The 14,601-nt window shown below is 68.7% G+C and carries 14 protein-coding genes and 3 pseudogenes; 6 read left to right on the top strand and 11 right to left on the bottom strand.

What is annotated here, in order from left to right:
- Positions 1-5: 5 nt before the first annotated feature.
- The 3 genes from JOD27_RS43380 to JOD27_RS43370 form a co-directional block, all read right to left on the bottom strand.
- Positions 6-455 carry a hypothetical protein gene (locus JOD27_RS43380; RefSeq protein WP_204768234.1) on the bottom strand — a complete coding sequence of 150 codons (450 nt, stop codon included), beginning with the start codon at positions 453-455 and terminating at the stop codon, positions 6-8.
- A gap of 162 nt (positions 456-617) precedes the next feature.
- Complete coding sequence (locus tag JOD27_RS43375; RefSeq protein WP_204768233.1) at positions 618-986, bottom strand: Imm63 family immunity protein; 369 nt, start codon at positions 984-986, stop codon at positions 618-620.
- A complete protein-coding gene (locus JOD27_RS43370) occupies positions 983-1,408 on the bottom strand; it encodes a winged helix-turn-helix transcriptional regulator (RefSeq protein ID WP_204768232.1) in 426 nt (141 codons plus the stop codon). Before JOD27_RS43370 ends, JOD27_RS43375 begins: the two co-directional genes overlap by 4 nt.
- 79 nt (positions 1,409-1,487) lie before the next feature.
- On the opposite strand from JOD27_RS43370, the gene JOD27_RS43365 reads away from it, so the two are divergent.
- Entirely contained in the window at positions 1,488-2,144 is a 657-nt protein-coding gene (locus JOD27_RS43365; RefSeq protein WP_204768231.1) for an SDR family oxidoreductase, read from the top strand.
- A gap of 249 nt (positions 2,145-2,393) precedes the next feature.
- Entirely contained in the window at positions 2,394-3,674 is a 1,281-nt protein-coding gene (locus JOD27_RS43360; protein ID WP_239571616.1) for a multicopper oxidase family protein, read from the top strand.
- Positions 3,675-3,807: 133 nt separating this feature from the next.
- Here the strand turns inward: JOD27_RS43360 and JOD27_RS43355 are convergent, their stop codons facing one another.
- The 5 genes and pseudogenes from JOD27_RS43355 to JOD27_RS43330 form a co-directional block, all read right to left on the bottom strand.
- Positions 3,808-4,404 carry a dihydrofolate reductase family protein gene (locus JOD27_RS43355; protein WP_204768229.1) on the bottom strand — a complete coding sequence of 199 codons (597 nt, stop codon included), beginning with the start codon at positions 4,402-4,404 and terminating at the stop codon, positions 3,808-3,810.
- Positions 4,405-4,477: 73 nt separating this feature from the next.
- A pseudogene (locus tag JOD27_RS45685) lies at positions 4,478-5,233 on the bottom strand (ornithine cyclodeaminase family protein).
- A gap of 224 nt (positions 5,234-5,457) precedes the next feature.
- Positions 5,458-6,483 carry a hemolysin family protein gene (locus tag JOD27_RS43340; RefSeq protein WP_204768226.1) on the bottom strand — a complete coding sequence of 342 codons (1,026 nt, stop codon included), beginning with the start codon at positions 6,481-6,483 and terminating at the stop codon, positions 5,458-5,460.
- Positions 6,480-7,787 (bottom strand): hemolysin family protein, encoded by a 1,308-nt coding sequence (locus JOD27_RS43335; RefSeq protein WP_204768225.1) that lies wholly within the window; start codon positions 7,785-7,787, stop codon positions 6,480-6,482. The genes JOD27_RS43340 and JOD27_RS43335 overlap by 4 nt, the downstream gene beginning before the upstream one ends.
- Before the next feature lie 109 nt (positions 7,788-7,896).
- Complete coding sequence (locus tag JOD27_RS43330) at positions 7,897-8,913, bottom strand: LacI family DNA-binding transcriptional regulator (RefSeq protein ID WP_204768224.1); 1,017 nt, start codon at positions 8,911-8,913, stop codon at positions 7,897-7,899.
- Positions 8,914-9,035: 122 nt separating this feature from the next.
- Between JOD27_RS43330 and JOD27_RS43325 the strand changes: the two genes are divergently transcribed.
- Genes JOD27_RS43325 through JOD27_RS43315 form a run of 3 tightly spaced genes read left to right on the top strand, consistent with a single transcriptional unit; the run spans position 9,036 to position 11,993 of the window.
- Positions 9,036-10,178: a Gfo/Idh/MocA family protein gene (locus tag JOD27_RS43325; protein ID WP_204768223.1), complete on the top strand. Its 1,143-nt coding sequence runs from the start codon at positions 9,036-9,038 to the stop codon at positions 10,176-10,178.
- Between the two features lie 22 nt (positions 10,179-10,200).
- A complete protein-coding gene (locus tag JOD27_RS43320; protein WP_307830664.1) occupies positions 10,201-11,205 on the top strand; it encodes a dihydrodipicolinate synthase family protein in 1,005 nt (334 codons plus the stop codon).
- Entirely contained in the window at positions 11,187-11,993 is an 807-nt protein-coding gene (locus tag JOD27_RS43315) for a sugar phosphate isomerase/epimerase family protein (protein ID WP_204768221.1), read from the top strand. Before JOD27_RS43320 ends, JOD27_RS43315 begins: the two co-directional genes overlap by 19 nt.
- Positions 11,994-12,109: 116 nt before the next feature.
- Here JOD27_RS43315 and JOD27_RS43310 read toward each other — a convergent pair whose 3' ends face one another.
- On the bottom strand, positions 12,110-13,144 hold the full coding sequence (locus JOD27_RS43310) for a serine hydrolase (protein WP_204768220.1): 1,035 nt from the start codon (positions 13,142-13,144) through the stop codon (positions 12,110-12,112).
- Between the two features lie 48 nt (positions 13,145-13,192).
- On the opposite strand from JOD27_RS43310, the gene JOD27_RS43305 reads away from it, so the two are divergent.
- Positions 13,193-13,876, top strand: coding sequence for an SDR family oxidoreductase (locus tag JOD27_RS43305; RefSeq protein WP_204768268.1), 684 nt, complete (start codon positions 13,193-13,195; stop codon positions 13,874-13,876).
- Between the two features lie 23 nt (positions 13,877-13,899).
- Here JOD27_RS43305 and JOD27_RS46330 read toward each other — a convergent pair.
- Both JOD27_RS46330 and JOD27_RS47350 read right to left on the bottom strand, forming a co-directional pair.
- Positions 13,900-14,247: pseudogene (locus JOD27_RS46330) on the bottom strand (DUF998 domain-containing protein); the annotation flags it as partial.
- 25 nt (positions 14,248-14,272) lie between these two features.
- Positions 14,273-14,518, bottom strand: a pseudogene (locus JOD27_RS47350) (DUF998 domain-containing protein); the annotation flags it as partial.
- Positions 14,519-14,601 lie beyond the last annotated feature (83 nt).

Below are 14,601 nucleotides of genomic sequence, written 5' to 3'. Positions count from 1 at the left end.
TCAACCTACTCGGTGCCGGGTCCACCACCGCGCAACGTCCGCCAGCCCGCACGGCTTGCCCCTGCGCACGTTGTACAGCCACACCGGTCGAGGTGCTGCCGGGTCCACGGATCGACGTCGTCTGACTCGATCCGCTGCCACGCGGACAGCTGCCGCCAGTGCCCGGCGAAGTTCGCCACCTTCGCAGGGCACGGGGTGAGCTTCGCGTGCAGCTCACGCACGGCTTCTGTGGTCGGCGCGATGTCCGGTGACCCCGGCGAGAAGTCCGGATGCCGCCCGCCGACGTGCTCGAAGCCGAGCACCAGCCAGTTCCCCGTGTCGACGTGCCAGTGCAGCGCGGGCGCGGTGTCTGGCGCACCCTGGCACTTGTCGGTGTCGCACCGGCCTGGACCTTCCCACAGCTCGATGTCGACGTCGAAGCCCGACGCGATGATCGCCGCCACGGTGTCGACCATGTCCACCTTCGGAGGGACGCTCGGCTCGTCCGTCGGCACGTGGTGGATGAAGCGCCCCGCGATGGACCGCTGTCGTCGTCCAGGATCGTCGAGCGCGTGAAGGTTTGCGGCGCCGCGCGAACCGCCGCCACAACGACCTGGACGAACGCATCGCCGACTTCCTCAGCTTGGTCGTGACGCTCGCGCCTGCTCCGCCCACCGCGGGTCGATCGTGGTCAGCAGCTCCTCCTGGCGCCGGAACGCCGTGAACCGCTGCTCCTCGTCCTCGACGGGGTGCTGCACGGCCCACGAGTACGCCATCGACCACGTGACCTCGTACGTCGCCCAGTACAGGATCTCGTCGAGCTTCGTCGTCTCCTTCGCGAACACCGGCTTCCCGCGTTCGCAGGCCGTGAGCCGGTACGTCGGCCCCTCCAGCACCTCGATGAACGGATGGCCGACGTCGAAGTTCTCGAACCCGACCATCCACGTCGCGCCGAGCTGCTGGCGCAGCGCCTCCAGCCGGGCGGCCAGGTCCTCCTGCGGCGTCACGACGCCACCGCGGCGCTGGTCAGCGACTCCGAGGTCGCCTCCTCGCCGCAGTGGGCGCACACGACGCGCGGCTCCAGCGTGTGGCCGCACGAGTGTTCCCAGACGAGGGGCAGCGGGCCCTCGGTCACGTAGGCGTCGCCCCACTCCTTGAGCATCAGCAGCACGGTGTGCAGCGCCCGGCCCGCGTCGGTCAGGTGGTACTCGTGCCGCGGCGGGTGGTCGGAGTACTGGCGCTTCTCCAGCACGCCGGCGCCGACCAGCTTCTTCAGGCGCGCGGCGAGCACGTCGCGGGACGCGCCCGTGTTCGCCGCGATCTGGTCGAAGCGGGTGTTGCCGAAGAACACCTCGCGCATCGCGAGCAGCGACCAGCGTTCGCCGACGACCTCCAGCGCGTTCGCCACGGAGCAGCTTCGAGGGGCCATGAGGCCATCCTAGCAGTGAGTTGGCAAATCCAACTTACCTCGCTACAGTCGGTTTGGAATTCCAACTTAGGAGGTAGTGATGGACTTCAACGGTGCGGCAGTGCTGGTGACCGGGGCCAACCGCGGTCTCGGCCGGGTGTTCGCCCAGGAGCTCGTGAGGCGGGGAGCGAAGGTCTACGCCGGTGCGCGCAACCCGGCGTCCGTTGTGGACGACGGCGTCATCCCGGTCCAGCTCGACGTGACCGACGACGCGTCCGTCGCGGCCGCGGCGAAGGAGCTCGGAGACGTCTCGATCGTGATCAACAACGCCGGCGTGCTCGTCGGGGGCGGGGATGTCGACAGCATCAAGACGGAGTTCGACGTCAATTTCTACGGTCTTGTCCGCACGACGGACGAGTTCGCACCCATTCTGAAAGCCAATGGCGGCGGCGTCCTCGTCAACGTCCTGAGTGTCCTGTCCTTCGTCGGCTGGCCGGGTGCGCGCGGCTACGCGGCGTCCAAGGCGGCAGCGTGGTCGTTGACCAAGTCGACCCGGGAACTGTTGCGTGAGCAGGGAACTCGTGTCGTCGCCGTGCACGCCGGATCCATCGACACGGACATGGCGTCCTCCGTCGACGCGCCCAAGATCACCCCAGGGGATGTCGTTTCCCAAGTGCTGCAAGCGATTCAGAACGGTGATGAGGAAGTGCTCGCCGACGACCTCACTCGCTCGGTGAAAGCCGCGCTGGCCTCTTGAGACTAGGTGTTCCCCCTGACTGTCCGGCGTAGGTTTCCGCCGCGTTCAGCCGTCGTGCCAAGGGGATCAACGATGCTCAACAGGCGAGGTGTGCTTGCCGCGGGAGGTCTCGCGGCAGGTGTTTTCGGTGTGCCACAACTGCTTTCACCGGCTCAAAGTCACGGGGACTCGGCGCACGGTGAGCACGAGTTCCAGGAGTCGAAAGTCTTAACGGGAACAAAACCGGAAATAGTGCCGTGGACACGCCCGATGCCAGTGCCGCCCGTGCTCAGGCCACTGGTGTCCACAGCGAAACAGGAGATCTACCAGCTCTCGATCGAACGCACGACCGCCGAGATCCTGCCCGGCCTGAAGTCGCCGGTCATGGGCTTCGGCGGTCAGTTCGTCGGCCCGACGATCAGGGCCAAGACAGGCCGCAAGACCCTCATCATGGTGCAGAACAAGATGGACGAGGCCGCGAACATCCACCTGCACGGCGGCCACGTGCCACCCGAGCACGACGGTCACCCCAGGGACGTCGTCGAACCCGGCCGCTCCCGCCTCTACCTCTACCCGAACAGCCAGCAGGGCACGACGTTGTGGTACCACGACCACAGCCACGGCACCGAAGCCGCCCACGTCTACTTGGGACTGCACGGCGCCTACGTCATCGAGGACGACTCCGAACGCGCGCTCAACCTGCCGTCCGGCGCCTACGACATCCCGATCCTGTTGCGCGACATCCAGTTCGACGACAGCGGCAACATCGTCGTCTTCGACGACCCGACCAAACGCACGGTGGTCCTCGCCAACGGAGTCCCGCAGCCCTACTTCGAGGTCGCCGCCCGCAAGTACCGCTTCCGCCTCATCAACTCCGCGAACCAGCGCGTCTTCAAACTCAAGCTGACCGGCGACAGGTTCACCCGCATCGGCTCCGACGGCGGCCTGCTCGCGAACTCGGTGGAAACAGAGGAACTCGTCCTCTCCTCGGCCGAACGATCGGACGTCGTCATCGACTTCTCGAAGTACCCGATCGGCTCGAAGGTCGTCCTGACCGACGCCGTGGCGGGCGAGATCCTCCGCTTCGACGTGGTCCGCCGTGCCACCGACCAGAGCCGCGTTCCGGCAACCCTGCGTCCACTACCCGCGATGCCGCTGTCCACAGTGGACCGCGTGGTCGACCTGTCGTTCGTCTTCAAGCCCAACGACCGCCCCGACGGCGTGATCAACGGCAAGGTCTTCGACATGGACCGCGTCGACTTCACCATCAAACGCGGCACCACCGAGACCTGGCTGATCAAGAGCTCCGACCCGACCGGCGTCAAGCACAACTTCCACCTGCACCTGGTCCAGTTCCGCGTCCTGGAACGCAACGGCGGCCCGCCCAGGCCCGGCGACGCGGGCCTGAAGGACACGATCCCCATCACCGCGGGCGAGACGGTGAAGGTCCAGGCGACGTTCACCGGCTACACCGGCCGCTACGTCTACCACTGCCACTTCCTCGAACACTCGTGGATCGGCATGATGGCGCAGCTCGAAATCGTTCCCTAGCGCCGCAACAGCCACCATCGCCGCATCCTCGACGCTGCGGCCCACCTCACGGCACCGACTCGCGATGAACGGCGCATTCGTCCACCTCGGCTCATATGGACAAATGCGCCGTTCATCGGTAGCTCGGGCGGCGTCACTGATCTTCCGCAGTCGCGTACTTCACTTCGTAGCGCAGGTGCGTCACCGACGTGCTCTCGATTACCGACACCGGCCCCTCCAGCTCGTAACCCTTGCCCGGCGCGAAGAACGGCGTACCCCCGCCGAGGATCACCGGCACCAGGTCGAGGAAGATCTCGTCCACCAGCCCCGCGTCGATGGCCTGCCGGGCGACCTCTCCGGAGTTCAGCCCCACACCCTTGTCGCCCGCCTTGGCCTGAGCGATCTCGATCGCTTTCTCGATGCCGTCGCTGCAGAAAGTGAAGTGTTCGTTGTCCTCCAACGGCCGATGCGTGAGCACGACGGTGTGCACGCCCATCGGGTGCTGGCCGCCCCAGCCGTCGGTGAAGTCGTCGAGCTTGCGCCCGACCACCAGCGCTCCGGTCGCCTGGATCAACCCGCTGAAGTAGGCGGCGCTGGCCGGCGCGAGGTGGACGGTCATCGCACCCGTCGGCACCGTGAACGCCACGTCGCCTGCCTGCAGCCAGCGGAACAGCTTGTCGAAGCCGGAGAACTCCGGACCCGAGACGTAGCCGTCGATCGAGGTGCTGGCGCCCGTGTAGACCTTGCCCATTTTCTGTGCCTCCCTGTGTGTCCGTCACCAGTAGGTCGAACGGGGCGACACGGACTTCGACGGGGTTCGGGCGTCACATACCGGTGCGCATACCCAGGTCGAACACGGCCGGCGATTTCCGGCTCGCGTTGCGGAACACGTGCCATGCGATCACGAGATCCTGCATCGGCAACCCGGCCGGGCTGTACACGGTGACCTGATCCTCGCTGGTCCGCCCGGGATGCTCTCCGCGCAACACCGCGCCGATCGTGGTGTCCGCGGCGACGTGCGCCAGCGCGCGATCGTCCACGACGACCAGCGCGCCCGACAGCAACTCCGGCGCGAGCTCGACCTTGCCGGGCTCGTCCGCGCCGAGGCTGGTGACGTGGGTGCCGGGAGGGACCTGGTACAGCACGGGCTCGCGCGATCACGTGGCCATGAGCACGATCTCGCCGACATCGCCGAGGTCCGTCGACGCCGCGATGCCGAGCCGTTCGGCCCACGCCACGAACTCCGCCTCCGCCGCCGGGTTCGTGTCCCGCACCGACACCGACTCGATCGGCCGGAGCGCGGCCAGGGCCACCAACTGAGCCCGACCCTGCGCACCGGCCCCGATCACGGTCACGTGCCGGGCATCGGGGCGCGCCAGTAGGTGGGCTCCCAGCGCGCCGCCCAGCCCGGTGCGGATCGCGGTCAGGCCGGCGCTGTCGATCAGGGCGAGCAGGTCGCCGGTGGCCAGGTCGTGCAGGCAGATCACGCCGGTGATGGCGGGGGACCGGTTCGGGTTCTTGGCGTGCACCTTCACCGTGTAGGCGGGGATGCCGGGCGCCAGGCCCGGCACCAGGATCATGGCCGTGACGTCCGCGGTCACCGGCACGCGCACCCGCCGGCCCGGCTCCGCCGACCCGACCCGCAGCGCCTCCGTCAGTTCCACGGCCAACCGGGGCAGGTCGATCTCGACGTCCCCAGCCCCGATCACCACCGCCACGGCTCACCCCGTTCGCTGTCCACCGCGCGTTCCTCGTCTGGCGAGGGAAACGAAACAGCGTTTCGTGACACCACGATCGAGTGAATCTAGACCCAGCGCACGTGAGTGCCATCCCGAACGGTGCCGACGTACTCCTCCAACAGGTCCTCCAACGCCACGACACCCAGCACCGCACCGTCTGCACCCACCGCGCGCGCGAGGTGGGACTGGGCCCGGCGCAAAGCGGCCAGCGCCTCGTCCAGCCGAGCATCCGCCGGCACCTCCGGCAACCCGCGCACCCGAGCCCGCGGCACCAGAGTCGACGCCCCCTCCAGGTCCAACACGTCCTTGACGTGCAGATACCCGATCAGCCCGGCGTCCGACAGCACCGGGAACCGAGAGAACCCGGTAGCGGCGACAGCGGCCTCCATCTCACCCACCGTCGGCGAGGCGGACACCGTCGTCAGCCGGTCCAACGGCACCAGGACATCGGCCACGGTGCGCTCGGCGGAAGACAAGGTCTGCGCCAACCGACGGTGCTCGGAGTCCTCCAGCAACCCCTCCGACCGCGACTGCCCGATCAGCAACGCCAGCTCGTCGGGCGTGTAGGCCGACTCCAGCTCGTCCACCGGCTCCACACCGAACCGCCGCAGCACCCACCGGCCGACCGAGGTGAACAACGCCAGCACCGGCGCGATCATCCGCGAGAACCCGTAGTGCACCGGGACCAGCCACACCGCGGCTCGCTCCGGGCCGGCGATCGCGAGGTTCTTCGGCACCATCTCGCCGAGGATCGTGTGCAGTGCGACGACGATGACCAGCGCCACCGCGAACGCCACGCCGTGCACCACGGCGACTGGCAGCCCGACGGCGCCGAGCGGCCCTTCCAGCACCGAGGCCAGCGCGGGCTCGGCGATCGCACCCAGCCCAAGAGAACACAGCGTGATGCCCAGCTGGGCACCGGCGATCAGCAACGGCAGCTGCTGCGACGCCTTGATCGCGGTGCGGGCGCGCGAGGAACCCTTGTCGGCCAGCGCTTCCAGCCGGTCGCGGCGCGCGGTGATCACCGCGAACTCGGCACCGACGAAGAAGGCGTTCCCCGCCAGCAACAACAGGACGACGAGGAAGTTCACGACGACACCACCCGCAGCTCGGCCACGCGGTGCCGGTCCATCCGCATCACGGTCACCCGCCACCCCTCGACGCGGATCTCGTCGCCGACGTCGGGGATCCGGCCGAGCCTCGCCAGCACGAGGCCGGCCAGCGTCTCGTAGTCGCCGGGCGGCATGTGGAACCCGGTCGCCTCGGCCACCTCGTCGTCGCGCAGCAGGCCGGACACGAGCCAGCTGTCCTTGCCGAGCGAACGCACCGGCGGCGCCTCGCCGCGGTCGTGTTCGTCGCGCACGTCGCCGACGATCTCCTCGACGACGTCCTCCAGCGTCACCATGCCCGCCGTGCCCCCGTACTCGTCGACGACCAGCGCCGTCTGCAGGCCGGACGCGCGCAGCCGGTCCAGCAGCGCGTCGCCCTCCAGCGTCTCCGGCACCGAGGTGACCGGCCGCGTCAGCGCGGACAGAGGAGTCGTCCCACGCAGAGCCGTGGGCACGGCGAATGCCTGCTTCACGTGCACCATGCCGCGCACCTCGTCCAACGAGCCGTCGTGCACGGGGAACCGCGAGAACCCGGTCTCGCGCGCCTTCAGCACCAGGTCGGCCACCGTCGCGTCGGCCCGCAGCGCCTCGACCCGCACGCGCGGCGTCATCAGCTCGCCGGCGGTCCGGTCGCCGAACCGCAGTGACCGATCGAGCAACACCGCGGTGCCCTGGTCCAGCGTTCCGTGCTCGGCCGACGTGCGGACCAGCGCGCCCAGCTCCTCCGGTGAACGGGCGGACGCGAGCTCCTCGACCGGTTCGACGCCGAAGCGGCGGACCAGCCAGTTCGCCGAGTTGTTCATCCAGTTGATCAGCCACCGGAACACGGTGGAGAACGCCGCCTGGATGCCCACGACCAGGCGCGCGGTCTCCAGCGGCTTGGCGATCGCGAGGTTCTTCGGGACCAGCTCGCCGAACACCATCGACAACGCCGTGGCGATCGCCAGCGCCAGGGCCAGCGACAACCCACCGGCCACCGGCAGAGGCACGCCCACGCCGGAAAGCCCCGGCTCGATCAGCGCGGCGATCGCGGGCTTCGCGATGTACCCGGTGATCAGCGTGGTCAGCGTGATGGCGAGCTGCGCGCCGGAGAGCTGGAAGGACAACGTCCGGTGGGCGCGGTCGATGGTCCGCGCCTTCGCGTCGCCCACCTCCGCGACGTGCCGTTCGACGGTGCTGCGTTCCAGCGCGGTCAGCGAGAACTCCGCCGCCACCGCGATGCACGTGCCCGCGGTCAGCGCCACGACGGCGAGCAGGCCGAGCACGCTCAGAAGGATTCCGGTCACCTCCGCGCTCCAACGCGGCCAGGGACCGGATTGGTATGCCAGCCTGGGCCAGACCCCATAGGGACGGCTCAACTCCTCATGACTCAAGTACGTGGACAGCCCGATGAGTCTAATTGTGAGCAGTCGAGGCCCTGAGCACCACCTCGCCCGCGACACGGACGGTGCGGGGCTCGTCACCGCCGGCGTCGAGCACGAGACCTGCGGCGATCTCGCCCATCTCCTCCAGCGGCAGTCGCACGGTCGACAACGCGGGCACGGTGTCTCTCAGCGTGGGGATGTCGTCGAACCCGGCGATCGACATGTCCTCCGGCACCCGCACGCCACGTTCCCGCAGCGCCGCCATCGCCCCCATCGCCATCACGTCGGTCACGGCGAACACGCAGGTGGCGCGTGATTTCGACGCCAGCAGCTCCAGCGCGGCCTCGTACCCGCCGTCACGGGTGAACGCGCCGTTGATCACCACGGGCGGTGCGATCCCGGCGTCCGCGAGGCCCGCCTTGAACCCGGCGAGCCGGTCCCTGGCCACGACGAGGTCGGAAGGTCCACCCAGAACGGCGAACTTCTTGTGCCCGAGCTCGGCGAGTGAACGCGCCAGCGCACGCCCTCCAGCCCGGTTGCCGGGAACGACCGTGTCGGTGCCGAGCTTCGCCTGCGACACGCACGCGACCCGCCCGCCCAGCTCGGTGAACGCGTCGATCTCCGCCGCGAGCCGCGACTGCGCCGAACGATCGGTGGTGCGCGAACCGGCCAGCACCACCGCACGTGCCCGATGCGCGCGCAGCGTCGACAGCAGCTCGACCTCGCGCTCAGGCCGCCGCCCGGTCGTGCCCAGCACGACGGAGAGCCCTGCCTCCTCGGCGACCCGTGTCACGCCCGCGGCGATGCACGAGAAGTACGGGTCGGTGATGTCGTGGACGACCAGGCCGACGAGCGAGCTCGAGTTGCGGGCCAGCGCCTGCGCGGACGCGTTCGGTACGTAACCGAGCTGCTCCGCTGTGCGCAGGACGCGGTCGCTCAGCTCCTCGCTCACCTGTCGCGTGCTGCCGTTGAGCACGCGCGAGGCGGTCGCCAGCGACACACCTGCCTGCTTGGCCACCTCGGCAAGTGTCACCTGTCGGGCGGACACGACCACCTCCGTCAACGTGCATGTGAGCGCTGAGACTAACTCGCGCGGAGGTTGACGGCCGTCAAGTGCCGCAACTAGCGTGGCGGGAAAGCGCTTTCCAGCGCTCCTACCAGGGAGGTGTGATGGCGGTTCGGACCATCGGAGTGGCGGTCAACGGCGTCACCGGGCGGATGGGATATCGCCAGCACCTGGTCCGGTCCCTCCTCCCGCTGCGCGAAGAAGGCGTGCGGTTGCCGGACGGGACCGTGATCAAGGTCGAACCCGTGCTCGTCGGGCGCAACGCCGACAAGCTCAAGGAGATCGCGGAACGGCACGACCTCGCGCGGTGGACCACCGACCTCGACGGCGCACTCGCGGACCCGGACGTCGAGATCTACTTCGACTCGCAGGTCACGTCGATGCACGTCGAGTCGATCACCAAGGCGCTCGAGGCGGGCAAGCACGTCTACACCGAGAAGCCGGTCTCCGAGACGGTCGAGCAAGCGCTGCAGCTGGCGAAGCTCGCCGACGACAAGGGCCTCAAGCACGGCGTCGTCGCCGACAAGCTCTACCTGCCCGGCATCCGCAAGCTCAAGCGGCTGATCGACGGCGGCTTCTTCGGCCGGATCCTCAGCGTGCGCGGGGAGTTCGGCTACTGGGTCTTCGAGGGCGACTGGCAGGCCGCGAACCGCCCCAGCTGGAACTACCGGCTGGAGGACGGCGGCGGCATCGTCGCGGACATGTTCTGCCACTGGAGCTACCTGCTCCACAACCTCTTCGGCCGCGTCGAGGCGGTCACGGCCAAGGCCGTCACGCACATCCCGACGCGCTGGGACGAGCAGAACAACCCGTACGAGGCCACTGCGGACGACTCGGCGTACGGGATCTTCGAGATCGAGAACGGCGTCATCGCCCAGATCAACTCGTCCTGGTGCGTCCGGGTGCGCCGCGACGAGCTCGTGGAGTTCCAAGTGGACGGCACCGAGGGCAGCGCGGTCGCGGGACTGCGTGAGTGCTTCGTGCAGCCACGCGCCGTCACGCCGAAGCCGGTCTGGAACCCGGATCTCCCGGTCGCGCACCCGTTCCGCGACCAGTGGCAGCAGGTGCCGGACAACGAGGACTTCGACAACGGCTTCAAGGTGCAGTGGACGGAGTTCCTGCGGCACGTCTACCAGGGCACGCCGTTCCCGCACGACTTCCGTGCGGGCGCACGGGGTGTCGCGCTGGCCGCGGCCGGTCTGCAGTCCTCTTCGGAGGGTCGCCGCGTGGAGATCCCCGGTGTCTAGCCAAGATCAATATGGTCGCACCGTGTTCGCTGCGGCACACGTTGTCGCGAAGGACGAGCGCACGGTCGACTGGGACGCGACGCTGAAGTTCCGGCACCACCTGTGGTCGCACGGCCTGGGCGTCGCGGAGGCGATGGACACGGCGCAACGCGGCATGGGCCTCGACTGGCCCACCGCGGCCGAGCTGATCCGCCGCAGCGCCGCCGAGAAGGCCGGCCGGATCTGCGCGGGCGTCGCCACCGACCACCTCACCGGCGAACCGGGCCTGGACGACGTGCTGAAGGCCTACCTGGAGCAGCTCGACATCGTGCAGGAGGCGGGCGCCCAGCCCGTGCTGATGTGCTCCCGGCAGCTCGCGGCGTGTGCGAAAGGCCCGGAGGACTACGAGAAGGTCTACGGCACGCTGCTCGACAGCGTCAGCGAGCCGGTGATCCTGCACTGGCTCGGCACGGCGTTCGACCCGGCGCTGGCGGGGTATTGGGGCGCGACCGAGGTGGACCGCGCCACCGACGCCTTCCTGGAGATCATCGCGGCACGCCCGGACAAGGTCGACGGCGTGAAGGTGTCGCTGCTCGACGCGGACCACGAGACCGGCCTGCGCCGCAGGCTTCCGGCCGGGGTCCGCTGCTACACCGGCGACGACTTCAACTACCCGGACCTGATCGCGGGCGACGAGCACGGCCACAGCGACGCGCTGCTCGGCATCTTCGACCCGATCGCCCCGGTGGCGGCCGAAGCGCTCGCCAAACTCGCCGAGGGCGACACCGACGGGTTCCACCGGATCATGGCGCCGACGGTTCCGTTGTCGCGCCATCTGTTCAGCGCGCCGACCTACTACTACAAAACCGGTGTGGTGTTCCTGGCGTGGCTGGCCGGGCACCAGGAACGATTCCTGTTGCTCGACGGTCTGGAATCCGCCCGCAGCGTCGAGCACCTCGCCGAGGCGAAACGGCTCGCCGAGGTCGCCGGTGTGATCGACCCGGATTTCGCCGAACGGCGGTGGCGGCAGTGGCTCGCCTCTCGCTGAACCAGGCGACGATCAAGCGCGCGACGGTCGTCGAGGCAGTTGAAGGCTGTGCCCGGCACGGCATCGAGTCGATCGGGCTGTGGCGCGAACCGGTCGCGGATCACGGCCTGGAGCGCACCGCGAAGCTCGTCGCGGACGCGGGCCTGCGGGTGTCGTCGCTCTGCCGCGGCGGGTTCCTGACAGCGGTCGACAACCGTGCCGCGCTGGACGACAACCGGCGCGCGATCGAGGAAGCGGCGACGCTGCGCACCGACACGCTGGTCATGGTCGTCGGTGGTGTCGCGGGCGACAAGGATCTCATCGGCGCACGTCAACGCGTCGCGGACGCTATCGCCGAACTGTCCGTCGAGGCGAAATCCGCGGGCGTGACGCTGGCGCTGGAGCCGATGCACCCGGTGTTCTGCGCGGACCGGGGCGTGCTGTCGACGTTGTCGCAGGCCCTGGACATCGCGGAGAAGCACGAGTCGGTCGGCGTCGTCGTGGACGCGCTGCACGTGTGGTGGGACCCGGACCTCGACGCGCAGATCGTGCGGGCGGGGGAGCGCATCGCGTCGTACCAGGTGTGCGACTGGCTCACGCCGGTGCCGGCGGACGTGCTGCTGGGCCGCGGTTATCCGGGTGACGGCGACATCGACCTCGACCGGCTGACCAGGCAGGTCGCCGCGACGGGATATGCGCGCGACGTCGAGGTGGAGATCTTCAACGCCGACATCTGGGCGGCGGACTTCGACGAGGTGATCGAGGAGGTTTCGCGGCGGTACCACTCCATTGTGGAACCGGCGCTGTAACACCGACGGCGGGGAAGCCGGTCGTCGACGGCGGCGACGACCGACCCCGGCGTTGGTTATGTATATATCTGAAAACCAGAGGTCTTTGGTCCAGATCCGGAGAGAAATCTCAGGAATCAGCCACCGTTTACGGACTTGTAAACCTTTGCACGGTGTTTCGGCTTCGTGGTCGTGATCTTGATGACCGCGTCGAACATCGACCGGCCGAGCTCGGCACGAGCTGCGACAGCGGGGTGCGTGGTGCTGAAGTCCTGGTCGTTCTGCGCCTTGTCACCGGCGAACGTGCCGGACGCGAACATCGAGTAGATCAGGATCGCCCGGTTGTCCTCGCTGAACATGATCCCGGCCTCGTTTCGGCCGTCCTCGAACCAACCCGCCTTCGTGGCGACACGCAGGCGCTCGTTCGTCGTCAGGTTCAGCCGCACGCCGTCGGTGAAGCTCGCCGTGGCCCGCAGGATGTTCAGCAGGTAGGCCGTCGACGCGGCGGACAGCAGCTGGCCGTCGACCAGCTTCTGCAGCAACGTGTGCATCTCGCGCGCGGTCGTGGTGCCGAGGTAGAACCGGTTCGGGTTCGCGACCGGCACGACCTGCGTGTGCACGAAGCCCTTGTCCCGCAGGATCTGGTTCAGCTCGAGCGCCGGCACGACCAGGCCGCACAGCCGGACCGCGGTGTTGTCCGAGACGGTGAGCAGGTTCGCGAGAGCGTGACCGACCGTGACCTCGCTCGGGTACGCGCCGTCGAGCGCGAAGATGCCGTCGGTGTCCTGGATGACGATGCCCGCCGACACGGTGACCGTCTGGTCGAGCTTGATCAGCCCGCGGTCCACCTTGTCGAGGACGGCGACGGCGACGGCCACCTTGTTGACGCTGTAGGCCTCGACGACCTTGTCCGCGTCCACGTCGACCGCGGCCTTCGTGGTGCCGTCGAGGTCGGCGATCGTGATCAACGACGACCAGGTGCCCTTGGCCTTGCGGGTCTGCCGCCGGTAGATCTGCGCCACGCGCTTGCGTGACCGGTCCGCGGTGGTCGGGGAGCGTTCGATCTCGACCTCCGCGTCTTCCTGTGCCTGTGCTGCAGCGTTGGAGCCGAGCACGGCCGTCGCGGCCGCGACGGTTCCCAGCCCGAACACGGACCTGCGGTTCAAAGTCATGCGCGTCATCAAAACAGGCGGCACTGACAGTTCCCTGACTAGGGTTCGATCATGGAGAACGTCTTCGTGGTGACCGGCGCTTCCCGCGGCATCGGGGCGGCGACCGCCTCAATGGCAGCCGACGCGGGGTACCGCGTGGTCAGGGCCTCACGCTCGGCCGAAGAATCTGTCGGCGACCGCGGGTGGGACGCCAAATGTGACGTTTCCTCATGGGATTCGGTGCGGGAACTCATGTCCCGCGTGGAATCGCGATGGGGCCGGATCGACGTGGTGTTCGCGAACGCGGGCGTTTCCGTCGACACCTCGTTCATTTCCGACGCGGGCGCCAAGCCGGAGGAATGGACCGGCATGGTCGTCACGAACGTCTGCGGTCCGGCGTTCACGGCACGTGCCGCGATGCCCGCGCTGATCCGTTCCGGCGGGCACCTGGTGCTGACCGGCTCCGCTGCCGGGCGCGGCGTCCGGCCTGGGAACCTCTACTCGGCGACGAAGTGGGCGATCACCGGGCTGGCGCAGGCGATCCGGGCTGAAGCGGTGGGCACCGGGGTGCGGGTCACCGTGGTTCAGCCCGGACTCGTCGACACCGACGCGATCCCGGCGTCTCGGGCGGACGATCCCAAGCTGGCGCCGGAGGACGTCGGCAGGGCGGTGCTCTACGCGGTCTCGCAACCGTCCACGGTGGACGTCAACGAGATCCTGATCCGGCCAACCGGTCAGGCCGCGCACCGCTGAGAGGGACGTGGTCCGCTGCTGGATCACCGCGAGACACGCAGCAGCCGGACGGCCAATGCGACACGTGCGGGGAAGAGCAACACGAGCACGATCAGGCGCTGGGCCACTCCTGCCCACGGGTGCAGCGGAGCGTCGTCGGGGATCACCAGCGCCGCCATGAGCGGGAACGACAGTGCGGCCGGCACACCGGCGGCCAGCGTCCAGCGGGAGAGGCCGCGCCAGCGGGGGTCGGCCGCGCATCGACGTGACAGTGCGATCAAGGCGATGGAGCTCGCCGCGAAGAAGAGCGTGCCGGCGACCTGGTGGCCACCTGGGTCGTAGGTCGTGCCCGTGGCGTCCTCTCGCAAGGGGAACACCGCTGCCAGCACACACGCGGCGGCCGCTGACGAACAGTGCGGCGGGGCCGGCGATCCCCGCGCGGCCGGGTGCCAGTCCGCGGTGCAGGCCGACTGCGAAGATCATGGTCAGTACACCGAGGACGACGAAGTTGACCTGCTGAATCCAGCCGTGGTCGCCTGCCTCGAGAGCGCTGACGATCTCGCTGATCGGGTCGTACTCGCCCCGCCTGAGTTGCTCCTGTGCCAGGAATCCGAGTGTGAAGAGAACCGGGCCCGCGATGCCCGCCAGTGCTGCCCACCGCATCAGGCCCGCCTGTGTCGAGGGGGCCGACCGGTTGTCCTTGACTGTGCTCATGACCGCCTCCTGATGCCCCTGCGGGGCCACGT

Source organism: Lentzea nigeriaca, assembly GCF_016907955.1.
Lineage (GTDB): Bacteria > Actinomycetota > Actinomycetes > Mycobacteriales > Pseudonocardiaceae > Lentzea > Lentzea nigeriaca.
This window is presented reverse-complemented; position numbering and strand designations above follow the sequence as displayed.

Excerpts from the sequence above, each read along its gene's own strand:
- JOD27_RS43380 (WP_204768234.1), bottom strand. The coding sequence starts at position 455 with ATGGTCGACACCGTGGCGGCGATCATCGCGTCGGGCTTCGACGTCGAC.
- JOD27_RS43370 (WP_204768232.1), bottom strand. The coding sequence starts at position 1,408 with ATGGCCCCTCGAAGCTGCTCCGTGGCGAACGCGCTGGAGGTCGTCGGC.
- JOD27_RS43365 (WP_204768231.1), top strand. The coding sequence starts at position 1,488 with ATGGACTTCAACGGTGCGGCAGTGCTGGTGACCGGGGCCAACCGCGGT.
- JOD27_RS43360 (WP_239571616.1), top strand. The coding sequence starts at position 2,394 with ATGCCAGTGCCGCCCGTGCTCAGGCCACTGGTGTCCACAGCGAAACAG.
- JOD27_RS43355 (WP_204768229.1), bottom strand. The coding sequence starts at position 4,404 with ATGGGCAAGGTCTACACGGGCGCCAGCACCTCGATCGACGGCTACGTC.
- JOD27_RS43325 (WP_204768223.1), top strand. The coding sequence starts at position 9,036 with ATGGCGGTTCGGACCATCGGAGTGGCGGTCAACGGCGTCACCGGGCGG.
- JOD27_RS43310 (WP_204768220.1), bottom strand. The coding sequence starts at position 13,144 with ATGACTTTGAACCGCAGGTCCGTGTTCGGGCTGGGAACCGTCGCGGCC.